The organism is Mariprofundus erugo (assembly GCF_005818865.1).
Lineage (GTDB): Bacteria > Pseudomonadota > Zetaproteobacteria > Mariprofundales > Mariprofundaceae > Mariprofundus > Mariprofundus erugo.
Genome location: NZ_VBRY01000004.1, coordinates 64,443 through 89,785, shown reverse-complemented (window position 1 = coordinate 89,785; position 25,343 = coordinate 64,443). Strand labels below are relative to the sequence as shown.

The following is a 25,343-nucleotide window of genomic DNA, read 5'->3' as shown; positions in this document are numbered from 1 at the left end:
CAATTGCGAATTAGTATCCGATCATTCCGCTCGGTTATTGGGTCGGTGCGTCCGGTTCATAACTCAAACACTTACTCCTCTCTCCGTGTAAAACGGATGAGGATTATCAGAGGTGCATATGTCCGTAGTACTTACCGAAGCAGCTGCAAAAAAAGTGCAGGGATTGATGGAACGAGAGAGTGCAGATCTGCATTTGCGCGTATTTGTCTCCGGCGGTGGATGTTCCGGTTTCCAGTATGGTTTTACCTTTGATGATCAGGTAAAAGACAATGATACCGTCGTGGAGTCAAATGGTGTTCGCCTGCTGGTCGATCAGATGAGTCTGGATCTGCTCAATGGTGCTGAAATTGACTATCAGTCCTCGATTCAGGGGGAATCTTTTGTGATCAGAAATCCGAATGCGGCATCGACCTGTGGCTGTGGCAAGTCATTTACGCCTTCCGAAGCCGGCACTGGCGGTTGTGCCAACGCAGGTTATTAAAACCGGCACAGAAGATGCCTTGATGGAGATTCTTGCCTGCCCGCGGGAAATTTTCACCATCGCCATGCAAGGTTGATATCGGTGTCTGCTTGATCATTCGCTCCGTGTTGAATGAATCGTGATCTCTATTACTGTCATGTATGGCCTGTATCTTTAGCTGTAACTGATTGATTTTAAGTTGTTTGTTCGCCGTTTCATCTTAATGTCGATCGCCTGTCAGTGAATCACATCTTGCCGATGGAGCGATTTGGCACGACGACACCTGCGCTATTTCCGATTGGCCTGTCTGATGCAATCAGTATGGGTATGAAAACGTTGATGATGAGATTGCGGTATGGAGCAGCGACGCTCAGCGCTGTTTTGCTCGCACTTGTGCTGCTGTTGATTGCCGCACAGCAACTGTATGCCATGCCTGCCGGCGGAGAAGAGTATCTGTATCAGAGCAAGTCAGGTGGCGAGCTTGTCTATTATCGTATTCACCCGGTGGTCTTTCACGGAATCAGGGCACGGGAGGTGGTATGGGAAGATCACCGGATGCTTGCCCGTCATGTGTTAAACGCCAGCAATGGCAGGCCGCTGTATATGAGCAGGGTGGACAAGCAGGGTGGCGATCATGTTGAGGTGACTTACCATAGTCCGTCTGACGGCGGGACTCACTTCACCCGCAGCAACGATACAGCGGTGGTGGAGCAGGAGACGAATGAGCAGGGGTTGCTCGACCTGGGAACACTGCCGGTGATTCTGGGTGATGCCATTCGGGCCGGTGCAAGCGGAGAGATGCGTTTTTCTGCGATCAACTACAGTGATGGCAAGGTGTATCGTTTTCGTACGGTATTGATCGATCACAGAATGGTTGCTACTGCCAATGGTCAGGTGCGCTGTGCACGGCTGGCGTTGCGGCTGGATTCATGGCTCTCGTCATTGATGCCTGAAGTGACGATGGAGTTGCCCCTGTCACAGCAAAGTACATTGCCCTTCGTCTCATATTCGGGACCGGCTCTGAGTGGTACCGGTACGGTTTCACTTCATTTCTCAACAGCGACGTCGGCTGTTGCCATGCTTGCGGAGCAGTAAGTCGTCAACGACTGCCTGTCAGGATGGACCTGTGACGGGGGCAGATTGGTGGTATGGACAAACCCGGTAACCCTGAACGGGAGCGCGAAATGTGCTTGCTCTCGCAGGTGGCTGGCCACAGTTGCATCTGAATTGCCTAATGTAGTCAGAAACCTATAGTAGGGCGTGATGCTGCAACATACCTTTATAAAGTTTGTCCGTCATCTCTGGCCGCTGCTGCTGGTATTTGCATCCGGGCAGTTGATGATGCGTGTGACAGGGAATTCTGAGGCGCTTGCCATCTCGCCGTTATTGTCGCTGGCAGATTCAGCCGTTTTTCTGATTGTTTTCGGTACCGCTGCCTGGCAATCCTGCAGTTTACTTAATCGCTGTATGCTCAATGCCAGTCCGGAAAAGAGTTCGGTGCGGGTAGAGACATTAATGGCCGATTTTCCATGGCGTGTACTGAAGCTGTTCAGCATTGCCGGAGGCTGTTTTGCACTTTATTTGCTCGCTGCTGTCAGTCTGAGTGCGATAGCAGGTGAGCGTGATCTGACGGTCAGCATGTTAATCACATTGATGCTGAACTTTGGTTTTGGCGCGGCGGTGCTGGCTCCTTCGCTGGCCGTTTCCAATGCAATTGTTTTTACCGTGAATCTGCGTCTTCACCTTTCGGAATCGGGCTTGTTTCAGGGGCACCTGGCTGATGGGCACAGTTTTCGCCAGTTTACCTCGGCGTCACATCGGCCGTGGCTGGTATTTATGGTGACCGGTTTGATGCCGACCCTGATATTGTCCATATACGTTTATCTGGGACTGTACGGGGATCAGGCCAGTCGTCATTTTATTCTTCAGCAGGCACTGGTGCTGTTGGTGATGTCCGTATCCGCCAGTATGCTGCTTGTGTGGACGATCAGCCATACACTCAAGCAGGTGACAAATGAGCTGGAGAGCGGCCTGAAGCGGCTGGCAGATGGCAGCTATGATCGTTATGTTCCTGTATTGATGGATGATGAGTTCGGCGACCTTGCTCTGGGGCTGAATACCGCCATGCGTGGTATGCGGGAGCGAGAAAGCCTGAAGGACTCTCTGGAGATAGCTGCCGAAATTCAGCAGGGGTTGCTGCCCAAATTTGCACCGGTGATTCCCGGCTACCAGTTGCAGGGGTTTCAGCAGACCTGCTACTCTGTCGGTGGCGACTATTATGACTACATTGAGCTGGAAGATGGACGTGTCTGGTTGATGATTGCCGATGTGTCCGGCAAGGGCTACCCGGCTGCGCTGACGATGGCCAATCTGCAGGCGATGCTGCGGGGGCTTGCCACGTTGAACTGGCCGATAGAAGCTGCCGCTACCTATTTGAATGATGCATTGTGCGAAACACTGACCGCTGGTCGTTTTGTCACCTTGTTTATGGGAAAGTTGCAGCCTCAGTCCAATGCACTGATATGGGTGAATGCCGGTCATGTGCCTCCATTACTATGTGGTGAGTCCAGGGTGGAGCCGCTGCTGGCAACGGCACCACCGATGGGACTGGTCAAAGGTGTGAGCTATCATGTGACGCGTACGACACTCGATGCCGGCAATACGCTGTTGTGTTATACCGACGGGGTTACAGAATCTTCAAGTCGTACCGGGCGGGAGCGATTTGGAGAGCAGCGCTTGCGTCAATGGTTGCTTGAGCAGGGGAATGGTGAGCTGAACCAGTTGCCGCGAGCGCTGCTGGCCAGGTTGAATGCTTTCGGGCGCAGTGAACAGGATGATGATCTGACACTGTTATGCGTTCGCCGCAATGCAAAAAAACAGGAGAAATAATGAGCGATTACAGAATTGAATCGGACTCCATGGGGGAGATGAAGGTTCCTTCCGACGCCATGTATGGTGCATCAACGGCACGAGCTGTTGAGAATTTCCCCGTATCGGGACTTCGCTTTCCGCGCGAATTTATCAAGGCACTCGGTCGAATCAAACTGGCAGCAGCGACCGTGAACCAGGATCTCGGTCGCCTTCCCAAAGCGCGCGCCGATCTGATCCGGAAAGCGGCCGGCGAAGTGGTCGATGGTACGTGGGACAGCCACTTTGTGCTTGATATCTTTCAAACAGGTTCCGGTACATCGACCAATATGAATGCCAATGAGGTGATTGCTCATCGTTGCAGTCAACTGGCCAGCCAGCCGTCGGTTCATCCCAATGATGATGTGAATATGGGGCAGTCGTCCAATGATGTGATTCCTGCGGCGATTCATCTGGCTGCCACCGATTTGCTGCAATCAAGTCTGCTGCCGGCATTAAAATCGTTGCACAGTGCGCTGGCAAAAAAGGCGATAGAGTTCGAGTCTGTGATTAAAATCGGTCGTACCCACTTGATGGATGCGACACCGGTGACACTTGGTCAGGAAATCTCCGGCTGGGCCAGGCAGGTTGAGCTGGGGATTCACCGGCTGGAATCGGCCCTGCCGAGGCTTACTGAGCTTGCGCAGGGGGGGACGGCTGTAGGTACCGGCCTGAACACGCATGCCGAATTCGGTTCCCGGATAGCCATGGAGCTGTCACGCGCCTATGGCATTAAGTTTAATGAGGCAGTCAATCACTTTGAGGCACAGGCGGCACAGGATGCAGCCGTTGAGCTTTCAGGGCAGCTGCGCACTCTGGCCGTCAGCCTGGTCAAAATTGCCAATGATGTGCGCCTGCTCAATGCAGGGCCCCGCTGCGGAATCGGTGAAATTACGGTGCCGGCGGTACAGCCGGGAAGCTCTATTATGCCCGGCAAGGTGAATCCGGTGATTGCAGAGTCACTGGCGCAGGTTTGTGCACAGGTGATTGGCAATGATGCCACGATTGCGTTTGCCGGTGCCTCCGGCCTGCTGGAGCTGAATGTGATGCTGCCGGTTATTGCGCACAACCTGCTTGAGTCAGAGCGTTTGCTGGCATCGGCCTGCCGGATGTTTACCGATAAGTGTATCATCGGACTGCAGGCCAATCGTGAGCGTTGCCTGGAGCAGATTGAGTGGAGCATGAGCATGGTGACTTCTCTTGCTCCTGTGATCGGTTATGATCAAGCCTCCATGCTTGCCAAACAGTCTGTTGCAGAAGGTAAAACGGTGCGCCAGCTCTGTGAGGAGCATGCCATTTTGCCGGTGGCGGAGCTTAACCGTTTGCTTGATCCGGCAACCATGCTGAAGCCGAACCGCTGATGATGGCCGGTTCTATGGAACCACAATACTGTTGGCTGCGGTATCGGGAGAATACGCCTCTTCCCTGTACCGATAGCTCAGCATCAGCCACGGGAGGCTACCCTCGCGTATGAGTTTGACGATTGCCGATATCGTGACCCGCAATGTGTTGACGATTACACCTGAGACGACGATAGCTACAGCAGCTGATCTGATGGCGAGCCATCAGATCAGCTGCATTGTCGCCGTCATCGAGGGGCGTCCCGTTTCGCTTGTCACTGAGGCTGATCTGGTGCGCGCAGGTAGCCTGCAACTGGATGTCGACAGGATCATGGTGGGGGAGTTTATCACGCATCCACCGGTCACTGTCTCTGTAAACCAGAGTATCTACGAGGCCTTTGATTTTCTGATCGATCATCATATCCGGCATCTGGTGACCGTCACGCCGGATGGATTGCTGGATGGGTTGGTCACGTTTACCGACATGATTCAGGCCGTTTCCATGGACGACTTCATGAAAGCCAAACTCGTTGAAGAGGAGATGAGCGATCACGTTGTCACCATCGGGCTTGATGCTTCGGTGCTGGATGCAATGACGCAGATGAACAGGAAAGGAATCAGTTGCGTTATTATTGAACAGGAACAGCAGCCGGTGGGGATCTTTACCGAAAGGGATTCCGCCAAAATGATTGCTTCACATTGCCAGCTGGCAACGGTACCAGTGGCCGGCGTCATGACATCGCCGCTGGTCACCTTGCCGGTTGGTTCCTCGCTGCTGGAGGCATCCGAGATGATGCGCAATGCCGGTATCCGCAGGGTGGTCATTACCGCTACGGATGGGAGTACCGCCGGCATACTCACACAGTTTGATGTGATCCGTGGGCTGGAGGCCCGTCGCATCAGCCATTTCAAGAAGCTGCATGCACGAACGGAGCAGCAGCTGATCAAGAGCCAGCAGCTGCTGGTGGAAAAAGCCGAGCTTGAGCGGATTGTCTCAATCTCTCCGGCTGTCCTGTATCGCTGTGAGTATCATGCTGATACGGATGGGGGGAGATGGGTGCCGACCTACTTCAGTCCTAAAATCCGCACCATGCTTGGCTATTGTGATGAGGAGTGGCGCCAGCCTGGCTGGTGGCAGGCACACATACATCCTGACGATATCGATGCCGTGAGCCGTTGCCTGCAAAGCATTCTTCAAAGCGGAGAGCAGGATCTTACATATCGCCTGCGCAGCAAGTCAGGCGCATGGGTCTGGATTCTCGATCATGCAAGAGTCATTACCGACACTCAGAATCATCCGATTGAAATGGTGGGCTCCTGGCTGGATGTGACCAGAAATCAGCTGGCGGCACAGGAGTTACAGTCGAGTCGCCAGCGACTGGAGGCGATTCTTAATACGGTTTCCGATTCCATCTTTATGAAGGATGAGGCGGGTCGCTACCTGTTTTGTAACAGTATGGTTGAGCGCGTGTACGGGCGTCCCAAAGAGAGCATTATTGGACGCACAGATGCAGAGCTTGTCGACCCGGTGCTGGCAGCCCGTTTTGCTGAACATGACCGGCAGGCCATGCAGGAGACAGGACCGATAGTCAATGAAGAGCATGTTATCTTCGCTGATGACGGGCATGAGGTGTGTCTGGAAACGGTCAAAACGGCAGTGCATGATGAATCCGGTGCGATCATCGGGGTGCTTGGAGTAGCCCGTGATATTACCGCTTATCGCACGGCTCAGCACCAGCTGGAGCTCAGTGAGAAAAAATATCGCAGTCTGTTTGATGATGCGCTGGATATGATTCACATAACCGACGCTGAAGGGCGGATTACTGATATGAACAGGGCCGAGCTAGAGCGCTTTGGCTATGAATATCATGAGCTCGTTGGTCGCTCCATTCTGGAACTGGTGGCTCCTGCTTTCCGATCGGCATGTATCATGGCTGTAGGCAAGGTTTTGTCAGGGCAACCGTTTAGTGGTTATGAGACTGTTTTCCAGACCAGAAGTGGTGAGCCTGTCCACGTCGAAATTGCAGCAACGCCACAGTTTGATGCGGATGGGAAGGTCATCGCGGCTCGTGCTATTATGCATGACATTTCTGCCCGCAAGCAGGTTGAGGAGAAGTTGTCTGCCGCATTGGACCAGGCAGAGGGGGATCGTGCAGCACTGCAGGCCATGCTCAATAATCTCCCGTTTATCGCCTGGCTGAAGGATCGCCATGGGCGATTCCTGGCGGTGAATGAGCAGTTTGCCAGGCTGTGCGGAGTAGCGGATGCTGCTGCGGTGACCGGAAAATCGGACTTTGACCTCTGGCCACGGCCGATGGCTGAGGGCTATCTTGATGATGACCGGGAAGTGATGGAATCCGGTTGTTCAAAAACAGTGCATGAGCAGGTCATGCAACCGGATGGCAGCAGCCGGTGGTTTGAAACCTATAAATCACCAATTTTTGATGCTGGCGGGCAAGTGAGCGGAACGGCCGGAATGGCCCGTGATATCTCGGATATGCTGACTGCCGAGTGTGAGCGGAAGGCGTATGGCGAACGCCTGAAAATGCATCAGAAGAGCATTGTTTCGGTTGCTTCGGTTCCGCAGAGCGTTCCGCTAACTGAAAAGATGCAGGTGATTTGTGAGCTTGTCGCATCCACATTAAAGGCGGATAGGGTCAGTATCTGGCTGTTGTCAGACCATGGACGTTCGCTTGTGTGTCGCAACCTTTATGAACAGGACAGGCAGAGTCACAGTGATGGCATGGCGCTGGCTGCGGCAGATTATCCTGCCTACTTTGCAGCACTTACAGATGGCCGCGCCATTGATGCATCGGATGCCTGTAGTGATCCGCGTACCAGTGAGTTTGCAGACAGCTATCTGAAGCCGCTTGATATTGTTTCCATGCTTGATTCAGCCATTCGCCTGGAAGGTAAAGTGGCCGGCGTTTTGTGCTGTGAGCATATCAGTGCGCAGCGGCAGTGGTTTGCCGATGAGGTTGCATTTGTCGCCGATATGGCAACCCAGGTGTCACTGGCCATCCAGGAGAGCGGCATGCTCAAAACCATGGAGGCGCTAAAGATCAGTGAGGGCAAGCTCAAGGCGCTGGTTCAGGCTGTTCCCGATCTGATCTGGCTGAAAGACCAGGATGGAGTATACCTTGGTTGCAATACCCGGTTCGAACAGTTCTTCGGCGCCAGCGAAGCGGAGATTGTCGGTAAGACCGATTTTGATTATGTAAATAGTGAACTGGCCGAGTTTTTTCGTCTCAATGACCGTGAAGCCATGGCTGCCGGCGTACCGAGGATGAATGAAGAGTGGGTGACTTTTGCCTCGGACGGGCATCGGGCACTGCTGGAGACAGTGAAAACACCGATGCGGGATGATACGGGGCATATTGTCGGTGTGCTCGGAGTCGGACGCGATATCACCCAGCGTGTACGGAATGAAGAGCAGATGCGTCTGCTAGAAAGTGCCGTGGCGGCAGTTAATGAGAGCATCATCATTACCGATGCGGATGGTGTGGTTGTGTACGTGAACCCCGCCTTTGTTGAAAACAGCGGCTATAGCGCTGAGGAGGCTCTGGGGCGCAAGCCGCCTATTTTAAGCTGTATGGAAAAGACACCGGAAATATACCGGCAGTTCTGGGATACGCTGCAGCAAGGCATGCCGTGGTCAGGTCGTATGCTCGATCATCGCAGGGATGGTACGATCTTCCCCGTTTATCTTTCGGTGGCGCCGATATTTAATGAGCGTGAAGAAACGACCCACTTTGTTGTGGTGCATGAAGATTTGAGTACATCCGAGGAATTGCAGAAAAAGATGATGCAGTCCCAGAAAATGGAGTCGATCGGCGTGATGGCCGGTGGTATTGCCCATGACTTTAATAATCTTCTCGCTGGTCTGATCGGCAACCTTTATTTGCTGCGTATGCGTCATAAAGAAGATCGGGAAATCGTCAAACGAACCCGTGAAATGGAGTCCACCATTCAGCACGGTGCAAAGATGATTCAGCAGATGCTGACATTTGCCCGCAAGGATCGCCCTGAAATGGTGGAAATGGATCTGCGCACCTTTATCAAGGAAGCGTATAAGCTGGCATTGGCGTCGCTGCCGGAAAATATTGCCAGCAGGCTGGAGTACCCTGAGAAAGGGGGGGTATGGGTTCGCGGCGATGCCACACAGCTGCAGCAGGTGTTGCTTAATCTTGTGACCAATGCGCGGCATGCGGTGCATGATGTTGAGTCACCGGAAATATCCATTCAACTCAGTTTGGATGCGCCCGATGCTTTGCCGGAGGTATCTGGTGATGGCCATGTTCAGGCATGGTGTTGCGTGCGCTGCACGGATAATGGTTGCGGTATCGCCGGGGAGCATCTCGAACATATTTTTGATCCGTTTTTTACGACCCGTGCTGTAGGTGAAGGTACGGGATTGGGGCTGGCCATGGTCTATGGCGCGGTTCAGAACCATGGCGGTGTCATTCATGTGGACAGCCATGAAGGTCAGGGAACGACGATATCTGTCTATTTGCCGTTGAGTGAGGCCGGTGTCGCAAGGCAGTCCTCAACGGTGGATGCTCAGGTGAACGGGCAGGGCAAGGGGCTGCTGCTTGTGGATGATGAGGAGAAGTTGCGCAAGGTGCTGGCCGAGGTGCTGCGCCACAATGGTTTCTCTGTCAGGGAAGCGCATGATGGCGAGCAGGCTGTGGAGATGTATCGTCGTTACCGGCACGAGATAGATCTTGTGCTGATGGACGTGGTGATGCCGAACAAGGGGGGCGTGGCCGCAGCTTCCGAAATCAGGTGCATGGACGAGCACGTACCTATTATTTTTCAAACCGGATATGGTGAAAGCACGCAAATGGAGGCTGCACGCGCCATCAGCCACAGTGAATCCCTGCAAAAGCCGGTGAAAATCCCCGAGCTGTTGCAGTTGATTCAAGCCACAATCGGCCAGGAAAGCGCTGATTAATTCGGCTCTCGAGCGGGCCATGGGCGGATGCCATAATCCGGCAGGATCGCCGGACTGGACGGCTTTGCCGTTGCCAGATGAGCTGCAGGATGCCGCGAGTCAAATCAGGCACGTAAGTGTTTGATTTGTAAATAAAGGAAAAGCCACGCTTTTATCTTTTCGGACTGATTTTTGCCAGGGTGGCAATACATAAGCATCTCCCTAAACAGACGCTGATCCTTGGCCGGATGACAATGGGTCAGCAGCTGCCCTGGTGATCTAAAAGCCTGGAAAGCCGCGAGACCATCGGTCAAACTGCCGCGATGATTGAAGTATCTGCTCTTTCTCTTTCCGTATCGGTTCAGGGGCGCCGTGTTGAAGCTGTTTCCGGCGTTTCCCTGACGCTGAAAGAAGGCCGTGTACTCGGGCTTGTCGGTGAGTCCGGTTGTGGCAAATCGCTGACAGCACAGGCCATGCTCCGCCTTGGTGAATATCAGGGCGTGGAGAGAACAGCCGGTGATATCCGCCTTGATGGCATCAGCCTGTTTGATATGGATGACGAGGCCATGCGCCGCATTCGCGGCAGCCGTCTGGCAATGGTATTTCAGGAGCCGATGACGGCATTGAACCCGGTATTTACAATCGGTAGTCAGCTGATTGAGGTGATCCGTTTACACCTGAAACTCGATAAGCGACAGGCAAAAGAGAGGGCGACCACACTGTTGCAGGCGGTGGGAATGCAGCAGGCTGAGCAGTTGCTGTCACAATATCCCGATGCCCTGTCGGGCGGTATGCGTCAGCGTGTATTGATCGCCATGGCTATGGCAGCTGATCCTGATTATATCATTGCCGATGAGCCGACGACTGCACTGGATGTATCGGTACAGAAACGGATTATCGCGTTGCTGCTGAATCTGCAGAAGCAGCGTAATCTGGGGTTATTGCTGGTGACGCATGATTTCGGTCTGGTGGCGGAGATGTGCGATGATGTGGCGGTGATGTATGCCGGTCAGGTGGTCGAGGCAGGCTCGGTGCATGAGATTTTCGACCATCCGGCTCATCCCTATACGCGCGCGCTGATGAGTTGTCGGCCGGGTTTGTCTGCTGATAGCGGGGAGCTAACTGTGATTGCCGGCCAGGTCCCGCAGCCGGGTCGCTGGCCCTCGGGATGTCGTTTTGCCGAGCGCTGTCCGCTGGCAGATGCAGCCTGTGAACAACCGGTTGCAGCAGACGCATGGCGGCAGCAGACGCATGTGGCTCGCTGTGTTCATGCCGGTGAGGTGGTGCGATGAGCGTGCTGGCGATTCAACATCTGCATAAAAGTTTCAGCTCCGGCAGTATGTTTGCTGTGAGCGGCGAGAAAAAAAAGGCGGTGAGTGATGTTTCGTTTGAACTTGCTGCCGGAGAGACGCTGGCGATTGTCGGTGAATCGGGGAGCGGCAAGTCGACAGTTGCACGTATGGCCATGGGCTTGTTACCCGCCGACTCAGGTCGGATCTTCTGGGATGGTGAGGATATCACCCATCTGAGCCAGCATGCCTTGCGCAGCCGTCGTCATCATATTCAGATGGTATTTCAGGATCCGTTCGCTTCACTGAATCCGCGGATGAAAATCGGTGAATCAGTCGGTGAGGGGCTCAGGATTCATTTTAGCCATCTTTCAGCGAGTCAGCGTCGCGAGCGAGTGGCGGAGACGCTGTCGCTGTGCGGCCTTGATGCCTCGGGTATGGATCGTTATCCGCATCAGTTTTCCGGTGGTCAGCGTCAGCGCATCGGCATTGCCAGGGCATTGATTGTGGAGCCGCGTGTACTGGTGCTGGATGAACCGGTGTCGGCGCTTGATGTGTCAGTGCAGGCCCAGATCCTTAATCTTCTGAACAGGCTGCAGCAGGATAAAGGGCTCTCATACCTGTTTATTTCGCACGACCTTTCGGTGGTGCGTCACATCGCTGACCGGCTTGCTGTGATGTTCGCCGGCAGAGTTGTGGAGACAGGCACATCCGAGGCGGTTTTTTCTCATTGCCGGCACCCCTATACCCGGGCATTGCTGGATGCCCGGCCGATTGATCACCCGTCGCAGCGGCAAAATATTCATCTGCCTGCCGGAGCAGATGAGGGGGTCGCAGCAACGGGCTGCCCATTCCAGCCTCGTTGCCCGTTCAGCCAGCCGGATTGTGCTGCATTTGATGGTGCTCTTAACCAGGCAGGGTTTGCCTGTTTGCATCCGTGCCAGCCGGCATGAAAAAGCTGCCTGAACGTGTTGCCCTCGATTTTCAGGAAGGCGGGGTGCTGGATAAAAAGCTGCCCGGTTATGGTCGCAGGCAGGAACAGATCTCCCTTGCCGATGAAATCGCCCGCTGTATCGATCAGGGGAGCCGACTATTGGCAGAGGCTGAAACGGGGACAGGAAAAACCCTCGCCTATTTGATTCCGGCTCTGCGATCGGCTGACAAGATTCTGATCTCGACTCATACCCGTGCACTGCAGGATCAGCTGGTGCACCGAGATTTGCCTGCGGTACAGAAGGCTCTTGGTGTTCAGCGACGAGTAGCTTTGCTGAAAGGGCGCTCCAATTATCTCTGTCCGGAGCGGTTGAAAACCTATCTCGCCAGTCATCAGCTGGAGATGTGGGCCCAGAAAAGCATGCTCAAGGTGTTGGAGTGGTCGCATAAAACACGTGACGGAGATCTGTCCGGTTTGTCATTTGATCCGTTCGCCAAAGGTATTGGTGCGATGGTGACGGCAACGGCCGATCAGTGTAGCGGCTCCCGTTGCGCAGAGTTTGAGCACTGTCCTTTGATGAAGGCGCGGCAAAAAGCGCAGGGAGCTGATATTGTTGTGACCAATCACAGCCTGTTGCTGGCTGATGCTGCGCTGAAGTCAGGGGATTTTGGTGAGGTGTTACCGGATTTTGATGCGTATGTACTTGATGAGGCCCATTCGCTTCCGCAACTTGCCGGTCAGCATTTCGGGGTACAGTTGACCCGTATGCGTTTCATTCAGTGGCTGAATGATATGCAGGCCGAACTGGATGAAATGGGCGATGAGCCGGCGCTCAAAAAAGAGTTTCTCGAGCAGGGGCGCATCGTACTGGATGCCTATCTGCAGGGATTGGATGAGCTGGACAAGGCATGGTCGGTGGTATTACCACTGGCCGATTCGCGACGTGAGCGTAGCGAGGCACTGACCAAGCTGGCTGAACGGGCTGAACTGCTGGCTGAAGAGATCGCGCTGGTTCGGCAACCGGCGGCCGGTTTTGTCGGATGGTCGGAGGGTGAGGGCGAGCAGTGCCGGCATACCGTAGCTCCGGTTGAAACAGGGCCGGTGTTGGCTCAATATCTGTGGGACCGACCGGCAGCGTTTGTCTTGCTTTCAGCGACATTGCGAGTGTCCGGCTCATTTGAGTATGCCCGCAAGCGACTGGGGATTGAACAAGCTGAGGAGGTGTTTCATCCCTCCCCATTTGATTACGGGCGTCAGGCACTGATATATCTGCCACGCCATATGCCGGATGCCCGCTCACCTGCAGCACTTGAGATCATGATTGATGAAATTGAAACCCTGTTGCGAGCTTCGCAGGGAAGGGCATTTGTATTGTTCACGGCCTGGTCGATGCTGCGCAAGGTGGCGCCCGAACTGGCGAGGCGATTGCCATGGGAGGTGTTGATTCAGGGGGAGTCGGGCAGCCGGGATGCGATTCTCGATGTGTTTCGCAGGGACACTCATTCGGTTTTGTGCGGGACGCGCAGTTTTTGGGAGGGGGTGGATGTCCCCGGTGAATCGTTGAGTATGGTGATTATCGACAAAATGCCGTTTTCTCCTCCCAATGATCCCTTGCTGCAGGCGCGTATCAAACGATGTGAGGAGGAGGGCGGGAATGGTTTCAGGGATATCCAGCTTCCTGAAGCGATTGCAACCCTTCGGCAGGGGGCGGGGCGTCTTATTCGCAGTGAACATGATCGTGGTGTGATGGCATTGCTCGACTCCCGCCTTTATCAGAAGGCATATGGCCGTGTGGCAGTGGCCAATTTACCCGCTGCTCCGATCCGTGCCGACCTTGCCGATGTACGCTGGTTTTTCGAAGAGCAGGAGCAATGATGCAAACAGTTGTTCTCGGGTGCACCGGGGTCAGGTCTTGATTTGCTAAAAAATTAGCAAATCAAGACCTGACCCCGGTAAAGAGCGGAAAGCTTTTCGTGGCAGGGCTCTTTCGGCAGGGTTAACGCTGTGGCTGGAGGGAATATGAAACGGTTGCTGGGATTATCTCTATTACTGCTGCTGCCTGCCGGCGTCGCCTTTGGCGAAGCAGAGGTCGCTCCGGATGTGGATGCCTTTTTCGGGCTTCTGAACGGTTATCTTGCCAGTGTGCTTTTTCATGATGTCATGCCGGGAGAGGCAGCGGTGCCGTTTATCGTTGCCTGGCTGGTGGTTGGAGCCATTTACCTGACCTGTCGTTTTGGCTTTATCAATGTCCGGATGATGGGGCATGCCTTCAATATTATTCGTGGTAAATACCAATCAACTGAGGATAAGGGTGAGGTTTCACCGTTTCAGGCGCTCAGTGCTGCTCTCTCTGCGACAGTCGGACTCGGTAATATTGCCGGTGTAGCCATTGCGGTGAGTATTGGTGGGCCAGGGGCAACATTCTGGATGATTGTTGCCGGCTTTTTTGGCATGACAGCGAAATTTACCGAAGTTACGTTGGCCCAGATGTACCGCGAGTTCCGGCCTGACGGACGCGTGATGGGCGGGGCGATGGAGTATCTCTCCAAAGGTTTTGCCGAGAAAGGCATGGCAACGACGGGGCGGATGCTGGCACTCTTGTTTGCTGTTCTCTGTGTATGTGCCTCATTCGGTGGTGGAAATGCATTTCAGGTCTCCCAGGCACTGGGGGCCGTACAAAACGAAATTCCATTTTTCAGTACCTACCCCTGGGTATTCGGCGTATTTATGGCCGGTGCCGTCGGTCTTGTGATTATTGGCGGCATTCGCCGTATTGCTCAGGCCGCCGAAGCGATTGTGCCAACCATGGTGCTGATTTACCTCTCGGCCTGCCTGTGGATCATTCTCTCGCATGCATCAGAGCTGCCGGGCGCATTTGTTATGATTATCAGCGAGGCATTTGCTCCCACGGCAGTAGCGGGCGGTGTGATTGGCGTGATTGTGCAAGGCTTTAAGCGTGCGGCTTTTTCAAGTGAAGCAGGTATCGGTTCGGCCGCCATTGCGCACTCGGCAGCATCCGTGCGCTATCCGATCCGGCAGGGGTTTGTGGCGCTTTATGAGCCTTTTATCGATACAATCATCATCTGTACGATGACGGCGCTGGTGATTGTTCTGACCGGGGTTTACAACGCGCCTGAGCATCATGCTCTGGTTGAGGCGAGCAAAGGGGCTGCATTGACAGCCGTTGCATTTGGTTCGGTGATCTCCTGGTTCCCGATCATTCTATCGGTTTCTGTGGTACTGTTTGCCTACTCGACGATGATTTCCTGGTCTTATTACGGGGAGCGCTGCTGGACCTATGTGTTTGGGGAGCGTTACTCAATGGTTTATCGCATCATTTTTCTGATGTTTATTGTGCTCGCGTCGCTGGTCAGTGCCGGAAACATACTTGATTTTTCCGACCTTCTTCTGCTCGCAATGGCATTTCCGAATCTGCTGGCTCTCTACCTGTTACAGGGAAAGGTGGCGTTTGCCCTGAAGGAATATCTTGCCCGATTGCGCAGTGGCGAACTGGACCGTGAGGTTGAACCCCGATGATGAACAGTCATCATGGTGGCGGAAGATGATCGGGCGCATTGCATGTGCGTTAAATGAAAAGTGGTGGGGGGTAGGCTCCATGCTGATGTCATGAGGCTGTTTGCTGCAGTAGAGATTTCTCCTGATGTAGAGGCGGAGCTTGCCGAATGGTGGCTGCTTGCTGGCAAGCATTTTGACCCGCAGTACTGGCGTCAGGTCAAACCCGCCGGGTGGCATCTGACCCTGGCCTATTTTGGTGAGGTTGCTGGCAGAGATATCGATGATCTGGCCGAATCACTTGCTGCATGTGCAGCGGTTTCGCCGCCATTAAAACTATGTTGCAGCGGCTTTGGTGTGTTCCCCCGACCGCAGCGACCGCATGTATTCTGGGCCGGGGTGGATGATGTTGCCGAAAGTGGTGCCATGAGGAATCTTGCCCGTTGTTGCAGACAGGCTGGACATGCTACCGTTCGCAAACATACTGCAGGAGAGGCACCGTTTCGCGGTCATATTACGCTGGCGCGATGCAGGAGTGATCATGGCGCATTTTTTGCCGCACCGGATTTACAGGCATTGCCGCAACTTCCGGAGCTGGCATGGACAGCCGGCCGGTTCTGCCTGTTTCAGTCAGTTTTACACGCCGAAGGTGCGCAGTATCGGCGGCTGGAAACATTTCAATTATCAGGACGTGCCAACAGGCATGCCTGAGTGAGGGGATAAGATGTCAGATAAAACCAAGGCGCTGGAAACAGCGCTGGGACAAATTGAGCGACAGTTCGGCAAAGGTACCGTTATGCGTCTTGGCGACCAGGCCCGGGTTGCCGTGGATGTGATTCCCAGTGGCTCTCTGGCATTGGATGCGGCACTGGGTGTGGGTGGTTATCCGCGCGGCCGTGTGATTGAAATTTACGGACCGGAGTCATCCGGTAAAACTACACTTGCATTGCATGCTGTGGCAGAGGCCCAGCGTCTGGGCGGGCAGGCGGCATTTGTCGATGCTGAGCATGCACTGGATCCGATCTATGCCGAAAAACTTGGCGTGGATGTGGATAATTTGCTGGTGTCGCAGCCTGACTCCGGTGAGCAGGCGCTGGAAATTGTTGATATGCTGACTCGTTCAGGCGCGGTCGATATTATTATTGTCGACTCTGTTGCCGCACTGACCCCCAAGGCTGAGCTCGAGGGTGACATGGGCGATTCGCACATGGGCTTGCAGGCGCGCCTGATGAGCCAGGCTTTGCGCAAGCTGACCGGCTCCATCTCCCGTTCCAATACCACCATCATTTTCATCAATCAGATTCGTATGAAGATCGGTGTGATGTTCGGTAATCCTGAGACCACCACCGGTGGTAATGCGCTGAAGTTTTATGCCTCTGTCCGTATTGATGTACGCCGTGTCGGCAGCATCAAGAAGGGCGAAGAGGTGCTCGGTAATGACACCAAGGTCAAGGTGGTGAAAAACAAGGTTGCACCACCATTCAAGCAGGCACAGTTCTCGATCATGTATGGCGAAGGTGTGTCCCATGCAGGCGAAGTGCTCGATATGGGCGTGCAGTACGGGATGGTGAACAAGAGCGGTGCCTGGTATGCCTGTGGTAGTGAGCGTATCGGTCAGGGCAGGGATAATGCGATTACCTATCTGAAAGAGCGCCCGGAAATGCTTGATCAGATTGAGGCCGGTGTTCGTGAACAGCTGGGACTGATTGAAAGAAAAGCGACGAAAGAGGCTGATCACTCTGAACAGTGATGAGATGGCAGCCTACAGTGCCGCAATGCGCATGCTGGCAATGCGGGAGTACTGTACGGTTGAGTTGCGTGGCAGACTGATAGATAAAGGTCATGCTGCGGATGCAGTGACATCTGTGCTGAACCGCCTGCTTGCGGATGGCTACCTCAGCGAAGAGCGTTTTGCCGAGGTGTCCATCCGTTCCCGGGTAAAAAGGGGGGAGACCCCCCGGGTGGCGGCCATGAAGGCGCGTCGCAAGGGTGTAAATGAAACAGCGCTGGCAATTGCTCTGGCTGAGGCCGAGGCGTCATTTGATGCCGATAGTGCCTGCAGGGAGCTGTTGAGCAGGCGTGATCCGCAGGGGCTCTATCGCGGTGATAGCCGCATCTGGCAGCGACACGCTCGTTTTTTGCAGAACAAGGGCTTTAATACTGCTACGATTCTGCGCGTCATGAATGATACGCATGAGCAGTTTGATAACTGATCCGAAAGAGGAAGGGCATGAGAACATCGGAAATACGTAACAAGTTTCTCGATTATTTTGCAGGGAAGGGACATACCGTGCTGGATTCCAGCTCGCTGGTTCCTCATGGTGATCCCAGTCTGATGTTCACCAACGCCGGTATGGTGCAGTTCAAACAGGTCTTTCTCGGCCATGAAACGCGTCCGTATGTCACAGCTGCGACGAGTCAGAAGTGTGTGCGCGCAGGCGGCAAGCACAATGACCTGGAAAACGTCGGCCACACAGCCCGTCATCACACCTTTTTCGAGATGCTGGGCAACTTCTCTTTTGGTGACTACTTCAAGCGTGAAGCGATCGACTATGCATGGGAATTTCTGACGGTTGAGTTGAAGCTTGATCCGGAGCGGTTATTTGTAACCGTCTTCGAAGAAGATGATGAAGCCTATGATATCTGGACGAAAGAGGTCGGTATTCCGACCGATAAAATCGCCCGTATCGGTGCCAAGGATAACTTCTGGTCGATGGGTGATACCGGCCCATGCGGCCCTTGCTCCGAGATTTTCTACGACCATGGCGAGGAAGTTGCCGGAGGTCCTCCCGGAACACCGGAAGAGGATGGGGATCGTTTCATCGAAATCTGGAACCTTGTATTCATGCAGTTCAACCGTGAAGAAGATGGTACCCTGAATCCGTTGCCCAAACCGAGCGTGGATACCGGTATGGGGCTTGAGCGAATTTCAGCTGTCATGCAGGGCGTTCATAACAATTACGATATTGATCTGTTTCGCGGGCTGATCGAAGCCGCCGGTGATCTGACCGGTGTTCGCCTTGGCGATAGCAACGAATCCGATGTGTCCCTGCGTGTGCTTGCCGATCATTTGCGTTCGGTCTCATTTTTGTTGGCGGATGGCGTATTGCCAAGTAATGAAGGGCGTGGTTTTGTGCTGCGCCGCATTCTGCGTCGTGCCTGCCGTCATGGTCGTTTACTCGGCATGCATGAGGCATTTATCTATAAACTGGTCGAAGCGCTGGTTCGTCAGATGGGGGATCACTTTGCCGAGCTGAAAGAGAGCCAGGCAAATGTGATGCAGGTGATCCGCATTGAAGAAGAGCGCTTTATCAATACGCTGGATAAAGGGTTGAAGCTTGTTGAACAGGCTGCAGCCGATGCCGGTGAAGGCGGCACCATCCCGGGCGAAACCCTGTTTGCACTGTATGATACCTATGGCTTCCCGACCGATCTGACCGCTGATATTCTTAAAGGGCGGAATGTCGGACTGGATATGGACGGCTTTACCTCCTGTATGGAAGTGCAGCGGCAACGGGCTCGTGCCGCATGGGGTGGAAGTGGAGAATCAGCTCTGCCGAAGGCGGTATTTGAACTGCGTGAGCACCATGGCCCAACGGAGTTCGTCGGCTATACGACACAGGTATCCGAGGGTGTCATTACCGGTTTGATCCGTGATGGAGAGATGGCTGACTCGCTGCAGGCCGGTGATGAAGCGTGGCTGGTTGCCAATCAAACACCGTTTTATGCCGAGTCCGGTGGTCAGGCGGGCGATACCGGTGTCATCACGATGGGTGATGCCGTGTTCCAGGTCAGTGATACTAAAAAAATGTTGTCTGACCTGTTTGTTCATATCGGTAAAGTGGTCAGTGGTACCTTCAGCAGTGGTCAGGTGGCTCACTTTGCCATTGATGAATCCAGACGCATGGCCATCCGCCGCAATCATACCGCCACGCACCTGATGCATGCCGTATTGCGCAGCGTGCTCGGAGATCATGTCAAACAGGCCGGCTCGCTTGTGAATGACCAGAGATTACGCTTTGATTTCAATCACTTTCAGCCTGTTTCCGATACTGAACGGAAAGAGATTGAGGCACGTGTCAATGCTGCTATCTGGGCCAATGATGTGGTGGATACCCGTCTGATGTCTCAGGATGAGGCGATTGCCTCAGGGGCGATGGCGCTGTTCGGCGAGAAATATGGCGATGAAGTTCGCGTCGTATCGGCCGGATTCTCTACCGAGCTGTGTGGCGGTACCCATGTTTCGGCTACCGGTGATATCGGCCCGTTCCGTATCATCTCTGAAGTCGGCATTGCAGCCGGTGTGCGTCGAATTGAGGCAGTGACGGGGGCTGCGGCTTACCAGAGTCTGGTTGCCGATCTCGATGTGCTGGCGGAAACAGCCGGCCAGTTGAAAGTACGCCCGTTTGAGGCGGCTGAAGCTGTTGCCACTTTGCAGGGTAAACTCAAAGAGACCGAAAAAGAGTTGACCTCGCTGCGAGCCAGACAGTCGACAGGGATGCTCGATGATTTGATCAAACAGGCTGTTGAGATCAATGGGGTCAAACTTCTGGCAACCGAAGTTTCGGATGTCCAGGATATGCGCGACTTTATGGATAAGGCGAAGAACAAGCTGAAGTCCGGTGTACTGGTATTCGGCATGAAAAATGAGCAGAAGGTGCAGCTGGTTGCCGGTGTCACAGCCGATCTGGTTGGCCGTTTCCATGCGGGCAATATTGTCCGTGAAGTCGCGATGATTTGCGGCGGCAAGGGTGGTGGAAAACCCGATATGGCGATGGCGGGTGGCACTGAGCCGGGTAAGCTGGCTGAGGCTTTGGCCTCGGTTGCAGGAGTGTTGAGTAACCGGGGATAACCATAAGGCGATACTGATATATTGCTCTCCAGGCAAAAGTCAGTAAGCACTTATGCGCTCGATTTGACTTGCTGCATTTAGCTCACCGGGCTCTGAGGTCTGTCCCGTCCGGCTATCCTGCCGGATTGTGGCGGCTTTCCATGCCCGCACGGAAGCGCTGACTGAATCAGCGCCTCCCCAAGGAGTAACTATGCGTGTGATTGCCTCTTACAATATTAAGGGTGGAGTAGGCAAAACAACGACGGCAGTGAATCTTGCCTGGTTGTCCTCCCGCGAAGGGAGGCGCACGCTGTTGTGGGATCTCGACTCTCAGGGAGCGGCAGGTTACTGCTTCAGGGTACAGGGGAGGGCACATGGCAAGCGCTTGCTGCGGGGGAAGTCGGATGCCGCGGATATTATTCGCTCCACCTCCTATGATGGACTGGACCTGTTGCCTGCAGATTTCTCCTATCGCAATGTTGATGTTCTCTTGCATGATGAAAAACAGCCGCTTAACCGTTTGCAAAAGGTGCTCAAGCCGCTGAAGCAGGATTACGATATTGTCATTCTTGATTGTCCGCCCGGATTATCATTGCTTTCCGAAGCAGTTTTCCGGGCTGCAGATATGCTGGTTGTACCAACGCTGCCATCCATACTCTCCCTTCGTACGCTGAAAATGCTGATCGATTTTCGGAAAGAACATGCCATTAAAGATCTGCAGTTACTGGCATTTCTGACGATGGTGGATCGACGCAAAAAATTACACAATGATGTGATCGAGTCGTCGTTGCGCGCACAGTCCTGGATGCTCGAAGCCTTTGTTCCCTATGCCAGTGAAGTTGAACAGATGGCTGAGCGAAGAGAGCCGGTCGCGGCCTATGCCCCTCATGGGCGAGCGGGCACGGCCTACATGGCCTTATGGCAGGAAGTGTGTAAAAAATCAGGATTGTCTCCTTCGCCGCAGTCTTCCAGATCATGTTGAATCAGTAGGGTCTGACGCCATTGCTTTCGGCTGCCGTGATTCGATAAGGCAGATGGGGTGAATGATCATGTTTCCATGATGCAAGAGCCCTGGCGAAAATCTGCAGGGTGTGAGCCTATTCGGGTGATGCACGATCCATACCAAGATGACGTCAACGTCCAAACGTCTCTTATTTCTGATCCGGATCTTTATCCGGCAGGGATAAAGTGAAGCGCAGCTTCATGTCGGTGCATACGACTTTTTGCTGTATGATCTTCCCATGTATAATTCAATAGGGTCAGAGATGGTGTTGTCGGTAAATCAATAGGGTCTTTTTTGCTGTGTGTTGCACATGTGTGTGGATGCCAGTTTCTGTTGCAGGTCCTGATGTGAAGGATGGTCGTAGAAATAAGGCATCACGCGTGCGTCAATCTACCAGAGGAATGATTATTTTATCAAAAGAGTCAGACATCAACGGTCTCTCTTGCCTGTGCATATATGAGAGGTTAGAGCGATGTTACGAACTGATGGATTGCCAGGATGGCAGTGCATCAGCGCATCCCCGTCTATGTATACTTGAATGACTATTTCAACAGGGACAGAGTAAAATTGGATGGGGCCAAAGAAATCGCTGATGGTTCCGGCTTCTCCGGGTGGGGCATGGATAGCTCAGCGGACGGGCTTTCCGCCATCCGCTGAGCTGCAGGATACAGCGAGTCAAATCAGACGCGTAAGTGTTTCATTTGTAAGCAAAGACAAAATGACTCGGGCATCATGCCCTCGCCCTTCGGGCGGCCGATGGCCGTCCAGTCGGCTTCCTGCCTCTTTGTCACGCTTTTGCCTTTGCGAACTGATTTATTGCCATCCTGGCAATAAATCAGCATCTCCCTAATTGATCCCCTGACTGTTCAGGTATTCCTCATAGGTACCATGGTAGTCGACAATGCCTTCGGGTGTGAGTTCGATAATGCGTGTTGCGACTGAAGAGATCAGTTCACGATCATGGCTGACAAAAATCAGGGTGCCCGGATACTGCTCCAGAGCTGTGTTGAGTGCCTCGATAAACTCCATGTCCATATGGTTGGTCGGTTCGTCGAGCAGCATGACATTGGGGTTCTGGAACATGAACTTGCCAAACAGCATGCGGCCTTTTTCACCACCGGAGAGTTTCTTTACTGTTTTCTTGATATCATTCTGTGAAAAGAGCATTCGTCCCAGGTTGCCGCGAACCTCCTGTTCCCCGAATTCCTTCTTCTTCCACTGAGCCATCCAGTCAAACAGTGTCAGATCTTCGGCGAAGTCAGCTGAGTGGTCCTGAGGATAGTAGCCGATATTCACATTTTCCGACCACTTGATCGTTCCGCTGGTGGGCTCAAGGTCGCCGGCCAGACAGCGCAGCAGCGTGGTCTTGCCAATGCCGTTGGAGCCGATAACGGCTACACGTTCACCCACATTGACGGTCAGGTCGAAATTTTCAAACAACAGGTGACCAGGTTCATAGCCCTTACTCAGTTCAACCAGCTTGAGTGCAACTCGAAACAGCTTCTTATCCTCGGTAAAGCGCATGAAGGGGCTGACCCGACTGGATGGTTTCACCTCATCAAGCGTGATCTTATCCAGTTTTTTGGCACGAGACTGGGCCTGTGTCGCCTTTGAAGCATTGGCAGAGAAGCGCCGGACAAATGCCTGAAGCTGCTGGATCTCTTCGGTTTTCTTGGCATTTCTGGCCAAAAGTTGCTGCTGAACAAGGGCTGCCGCTTCCATATAATCATCATAGTTGCCCGGATAAATGCGCAGCTCGCCATAATCCAGGTCGGCCATATGGGTGCATACACTGTTAAGAAAGTGACGATCATGTGAAATGATAATCATCGTACTTTTGCGCTCGTTGATGACACCTTCAAGCCAGCGAATGGCATTGATATCGAGGTTGTTGGTCGGTTCATCAAGCAGGATGACTTCGGGATCTCCAAACAGCGCCTGCGCCAGCAATACGCGCAACTTCTGACCGGGGGAGATCGATTTCATCAGTCGATAGTGATCATCCACATCAACACCCATACTGATCAGCAGGTCGCCGGCATTTGGCTCTGCACTGTAGCCATCCAGATCGGCAAACTCGCTTTCCAGCTCACCTGCACGCATGCCATCTTCTTCACTTAATTCGCTCTGAGCGTAGAGCTGTTCGCGTTCAGCCTTAATCTTCCAAAGCTTTTCGTGCCCCATCATCACAGTATCAAGAACGGTATATTCTTCAAATGCAAAGTGATCCTGGCGCAGCTTGCCGAGGCGCTCATGCTGATCGATGTTCACGGTTCCCGATGTCGGTACAAGATCACCACCGAGAATTTTCATCAGTGTTGATTTGCCGCAACCATTGGCGCCGATCAGGCCATATCGATTGCCGTCACCAAACTTGACCGAAATATTTTCGAACAGGGGCTTATCCCCGAATTGCATTGTAATGCCGGATGTAGAAATCAAGGTGAGGTCCGTTTGTGAAAAAGATTTACCATGCATCTGTATGGCATTGAGAGGTTGCGCAGCTTAGTGGCGGACATGAGATATACAAGTGCAGTGCTATGCTATGAAATTAATTCTTTATACCACTGCTGTCCATGTGGCTGGCAGCAGGCGAAACAATCGGCACATTCCTGTTTTGGGGAAACAGAAAAGCCACCCGGGCGGATGGCTTTCTGACGGTGTATCAGGTGAGATCAATTGACAGGGGAGAGATCCTGCAAGGCCTCGATCTTCAGGGCTTGTCTCATTCGCTTGTTCATGGCTCTCTTCAAGCGCCTTTTGGCATGAATATGCCACTGATGACGAGACTTCCACTCAACTGTAATGAGAGTGGTTTCCTCAGGTGAGGTGTGTTGATGTCTACCAAGCATTGTATCCTCCTTACTGTCAGACATGTCCTTCAACAGGTGTATTTATACCAGATATGCAGGGCTGCTTCAAGATGTTTCATGCACGCAGGAGAGGTAAAAATAAGAACGGTGACATTGGCTGAAAGAGAGGGCGTGTGGCAATCGTGAATGCTTGCATTCAGCGACTCATTTCAAGTTGCAGCTGGAAGAAGTCATGGTCGCTGCCATACTGCCCGACAGACGGGATGACCCGGTATTGGAGTGGAAGTTGTATGAATATTGATCTTTGGCAGTTGCTTGGTTCTGCAGCCGCACTGTCATTCACACTGGGATTTGTCGACCAGTTGCGTATCACCTTTAAAACGCGGGAAGTGGATGGTCTCTCATTGCTGCAATGGCTTGTTTTTGCCGCTGCTTCGGCGGCATTTGCTGCTTATTACGTCCATCTTGAGCAGTGGATGATGGTGGCTGTTTCAATATTCGGTACGAGCTGCTGCGTAACCATGCTTGCCCTGATATTCAAATTTCGCCACAGGGAATGATGACGGGTCATAAGTCATCATCGTGCCTATGTAGATGCTGATTTATTGCCATCCAGGTAAAAATCAGTTCGAAAAGACAAACGTGTGGTTTTGTCTTTTCTTACAAATAAGGCACTTACGTATCTGATTTGACGAGCCGTCCATGGCTCGCTCGGAAGCGCCGAATGACTCAGCGCTTCCCTATAGGGGTAGAGTAAAAAGTCCGGTTTGGACTATTTACGAGATCAGCATAAGCAGATCGAAAATAGTGATCGATCATACAGGATGAGTTATGACAGCAGCAGTCACACATGGAGTTCATCATATCGGTCTGACGGTGGCCGATCCGGAGGTAAGTGCTGAGTTTTTTATTCGTTTGCTCGGCTGGAAAGAAGTGCGACGCGATCAAAAGTATCCGGCCATTTTTGTCAGTGATGGTGTGATCATGCTGACGCTTTGGGCGGCAAAAGGTGGGCTGGTTCATCCGTTTGACAGAAGGTCTCATATCGGGCTGCATCATCTGGCGTTACAGGTTGCCGATCAGCCGGCGCTGGAAGCGCTGCATCAGCATCTGGTCGATCATCGATGTGTGATTGAATTTGCACCGGAGCTGCTTCGAGAGGGCCCTGCCATGCATATGATGTGCTATGAACCGGGAGGCATCCGAATCGAGTTCATCTGGCCGGGACAGGGTGCTGAACAGTAGCGACAATATTTGTCGGGTGAGATGCAATCGTTGCATCGTATTCGATCACTGCAGCAGGTTGTAGGGGGCAGTCTG

The 25,343-nt window shown here is 53.3% G+C and carries 17 protein-coding genes; 16 read left to right on the top strand and 1 reads right to left on the bottom strand.

Going from position 1 to position 25,343, the window contains the following annotated elements; genetic code table 11:
* Nucleotides 1-118 precede the first annotated feature (118 nt).
* From erpA to FEF65_RS05205, 14 genes are all read left to right on the top strand, one after another.
* Nucleotides 119-481 carry an iron-sulfur cluster insertion protein ErpA gene (gene erpA, locus FEF65_RS05270; RefSeq protein WP_138238755.1) on the top strand — a complete coding sequence of 121 codons (363 nt, stop codon included), beginning with the start codon at nucleotides 119-121 and terminating at the stop codon, nucleotides 479-481.
* A gap of 318 nt (nucleotides 482-799) precedes the next feature.
* Nucleotides 800-1,555 carry a hypothetical protein gene (locus tag FEF65_RS05265; protein ID WP_138238754.1) on the top strand — a complete coding sequence of 252 codons (756 nt, stop codon included), beginning with the start codon at nucleotides 800-802 and terminating at the stop codon, nucleotides 1,553-1,555.
* 168 nt (nucleotides 1,556-1,723) lie between these two features.
* On the top strand, nucleotides 1,724-3,349 hold the full coding sequence (locus FEF65_RS05260) for a PP2C family protein-serine/threonine phosphatase (protein ID WP_138238753.1): 1,626 nt from the start codon (nucleotides 1,724-1,726) through the stop codon (nucleotides 3,347-3,349).
* Nucleotides 3,349-4,728 carry a class II fumarate hydratase gene (locus FEF65_RS05255; RefSeq protein WP_138238752.1) on the top strand — a complete coding sequence of 460 codons (1,380 nt, stop codon included), beginning with the start codon at nucleotides 3,349-3,351 and terminating at the stop codon, nucleotides 4,726-4,728. The genes FEF65_RS05260 and FEF65_RS05255 overlap by 1 nt, the downstream gene beginning before the upstream one ends.
* A 109-nt stretch (nucleotides 4,729-4,837) precedes the next feature.
* On the top strand, nucleotides 4,838-9,661 hold the full coding sequence (locus FEF65_RS05250; protein WP_138238751.1) for a PAS domain S-box protein: 4,824 nt from the start codon (nucleotides 4,838-4,840) through the stop codon (nucleotides 9,659-9,661).
* Between the two features lie 302 nt (nucleotides 9,662-9,963).
* Complete coding sequence (locus FEF65_RS05245) at nucleotides 9,964-10,932, top strand: ABC transporter ATP-binding protein (protein ID WP_138238750.1); 969 nt, start codon at nucleotides 9,964-9,966, stop codon at nucleotides 10,930-10,932.
* Between the two features lie 47 nt (nucleotides 10,933-10,979).
* The gene (locus FEF65_RS05240) at nucleotides 10,980-11,882 is read left to right on the top strand and encodes an ABC transporter ATP-binding protein (RefSeq protein ID WP_238701211.1); all 903 of its coding nucleotides are present in this window, start codon (nucleotides 10,980-10,982) and stop codon (nucleotides 11,880-11,882) included.
* Nucleotides 11,879-13,738, top strand: a complete 1,860-nt coding sequence (locus FEF65_RS05235) for an ATP-dependent DNA helicase (protein ID WP_138238748.1) — start codon at nucleotides 11,879-11,881, stop codon at nucleotides 13,736-13,738. Before FEF65_RS05240 ends, FEF65_RS05235 begins: the two co-directional genes overlap by 4 nt.
* Nucleotides 13,739-13,882: 144 nt before the next feature.
* Nucleotides 13,883-15,400 (top strand): alanine/glycine:cation symporter family protein, encoded by a 1,518-nt coding sequence (locus FEF65_RS05230; RefSeq protein WP_138238747.1) that lies wholly within the window; start codon nucleotides 13,883-13,885, stop codon nucleotides 15,398-15,400.
* A 90-nt stretch (nucleotides 15,401-15,490) separates the two neighbouring features.
* The gene (thpR, locus tag FEF65_RS05225; protein WP_138238746.1) at nucleotides 15,491-16,087 is read left to right on the top strand and encodes an RNA 2',3'-cyclic phosphodiesterase; all 597 of its coding nucleotides are present in this window, start codon (nucleotides 15,491-15,493) and stop codon (nucleotides 16,085-16,087) included.
* Nucleotides 16,088-16,100: 13 nt separating this feature from the next.
* A complete protein-coding gene (gene recA / locus FEF65_RS05220; protein ID WP_138238745.1) occupies nucleotides 16,101-17,126 on the top strand; it encodes a recombinase RecA in 1,026 nt (341 codons plus the stop codon).
* 4 nt (nucleotides 17,127-17,130) lie between these two features.
* The gene (locus tag FEF65_RS05215) at nucleotides 17,131-17,589 is read left to right on the top strand and encodes a regulatory protein RecX (RefSeq protein ID WP_238701197.1); all 459 of its coding nucleotides are present in this window, start codon (nucleotides 17,131-17,133) and stop codon (nucleotides 17,587-17,589) included.
* Nucleotides 17,590-17,606: 17 nt separating this feature from the next.
* Entirely contained in the window at nucleotides 17,607-20,228 is a 2,622-nt protein-coding gene (gene alaS / locus FEF65_RS05210; protein WP_138238744.1) for an alanine--tRNA ligase, read from the top strand.
* Between the two features lie 190 nt (nucleotides 20,229-20,418).
* A complete protein-coding gene (locus FEF65_RS05205) occupies nucleotides 20,419-21,189 on the top strand; it encodes a ParA family protein (RefSeq protein WP_138238743.1) in 771 nt (256 codons plus the stop codon).
* Nucleotides 21,190-22,056: 867 nt separating this feature from the next.
* On the opposite strand, the gene FEF65_RS05200 is transcribed toward FEF65_RS05205, so the two are convergent.
* Nucleotides 22,057-23,652, bottom strand: a complete 1,596-nt coding sequence (locus FEF65_RS05200) for an ABC-F family ATPase (RefSeq protein ID WP_138238742.1) — start codon at nucleotides 23,650-23,652, stop codon at nucleotides 22,057-22,059.
* A 661-nt stretch (nucleotides 23,653-24,313) separates the two neighbouring features.
* On the opposite strand from FEF65_RS05200, the gene FEF65_RS05195 reads away from it, so the two are divergent.
* Both FEF65_RS05195 and FEF65_RS05190 read left to right on the top strand, forming a co-directional pair.
* On the top strand, nucleotides 24,314-24,583 hold the full coding sequence (locus FEF65_RS05195) for a hypothetical protein (RefSeq protein ID WP_138238741.1): 270 nt from the start codon (nucleotides 24,314-24,316) through the stop codon (nucleotides 24,581-24,583).
* A 271-nt stretch (nucleotides 24,584-24,854) separates the two neighbouring features.
* Nucleotides 24,855-25,268 (top strand): VOC family protein, encoded by a 414-nt coding sequence (locus tag FEF65_RS05190; protein WP_138238740.1) that lies wholly within the window; start codon nucleotides 24,855-24,857, stop codon nucleotides 25,266-25,268.
* The last annotated feature ends 75 nt before the right edge of the window (nucleotides 25,269-25,343 follow it).

Coding starts and splice junctions, on each gene's coding strand:
- FEF65_RS05195 (WP_138238741.1), top strand. CDS start 24,314: ATGAATATTGATCTTTGGCAGTTGCTTGGTTCTGCAGCCGCACTGTCA.
- FEF65_RS05265 (WP_138238754.1), top strand. CDS start 800: ATGATGAGATTGCGGTATGGAGCAGCGACGCTCAGCGCTGTTTTGCTC.
- thpR (WP_138238746.1), top strand. CDS start 15,491: ATGAGGCTGTTTGCTGCAGTAGAGATTTCTCCTGATGTAGAGGCGGAG.
- FEF65_RS05250 (WP_138238751.1), top strand. CDS start 4,838: ATGAGTTTGACGATTGCCGATATCGTGACCCGCAATGTGTTGACGATT.
- FEF65_RS05190 (WP_138238740.1), top strand. CDS start 24,855: ATGACAGCAGCAGTCACACATGGAGTTCATCATATCGGTCTGACGGTG.
- FEF65_RS05260 (WP_138238753.1), top strand. CDS start 1,724: ATGCTGCAACATACCTTTATAAAGTTTGTCCGTCATCTCTGGCCGCTG.
- FEF65_RS05205 (WP_138238743.1), top strand. CDS start 20,419: ATGCGTGTGATTGCCTCTTACAATATTAAGGGTGGAGTAGGCAAAACA.
- FEF65_RS05240 (WP_238701211.1), top strand. CDS start 10,980: ATGTTTGCTGTGAGCGGCGAGAAAAAAAAGGCGGTGAGTGATGTTTCG.
- FEF65_RS05215 (WP_238701197.1), top strand. CDS start 17,131: ATGGCAGCCTACAGTGCCGCAATGCGCATGCTGGCAATGCGGGAGTAC.
- recA (WP_138238745.1), top strand. CDS start 16,101: ATGTCAGATAAAACCAAGGCGCTGGAAACAGCGCTGGGACAAATTGAG.
- alaS (WP_138238744.1), top strand. CDS start 17,607: ATGAGAACATCGGAAATACGTAACAAGTTTCTCGATTATTTTGCAGGG.
- FEF65_RS05245 (WP_138238750.1), top strand. CDS start 9,964: ATGATTGAAGTATCTGCTCTTTCTCTTTCCGTATCGGTTCAGGGGCGC.
- erpA (WP_138238755.1), top strand. CDS start 119: ATGTCCGTAGTACTTACCGAAGCAGCTGCAAAAAAAGTGCAGGGATTG.
- FEF65_RS05255 (WP_138238752.1), top strand. CDS start 3,349: ATGAGCGATTACAGAATTGAATCGGACTCCATGGGGGAGATGAAGGTT.
- FEF65_RS05230 (WP_138238747.1), top strand. CDS start 13,883: ATGAAACGGTTGCTGGGATTATCTCTATTACTGCTGCTGCCTGCCGGC.
- FEF65_RS05235 (WP_138238748.1), top strand. CDS start 11,879: ATGAAAAAGCTGCCTGAACGTGTTGCCCTCGATTTTCAGGAAGGCGGG.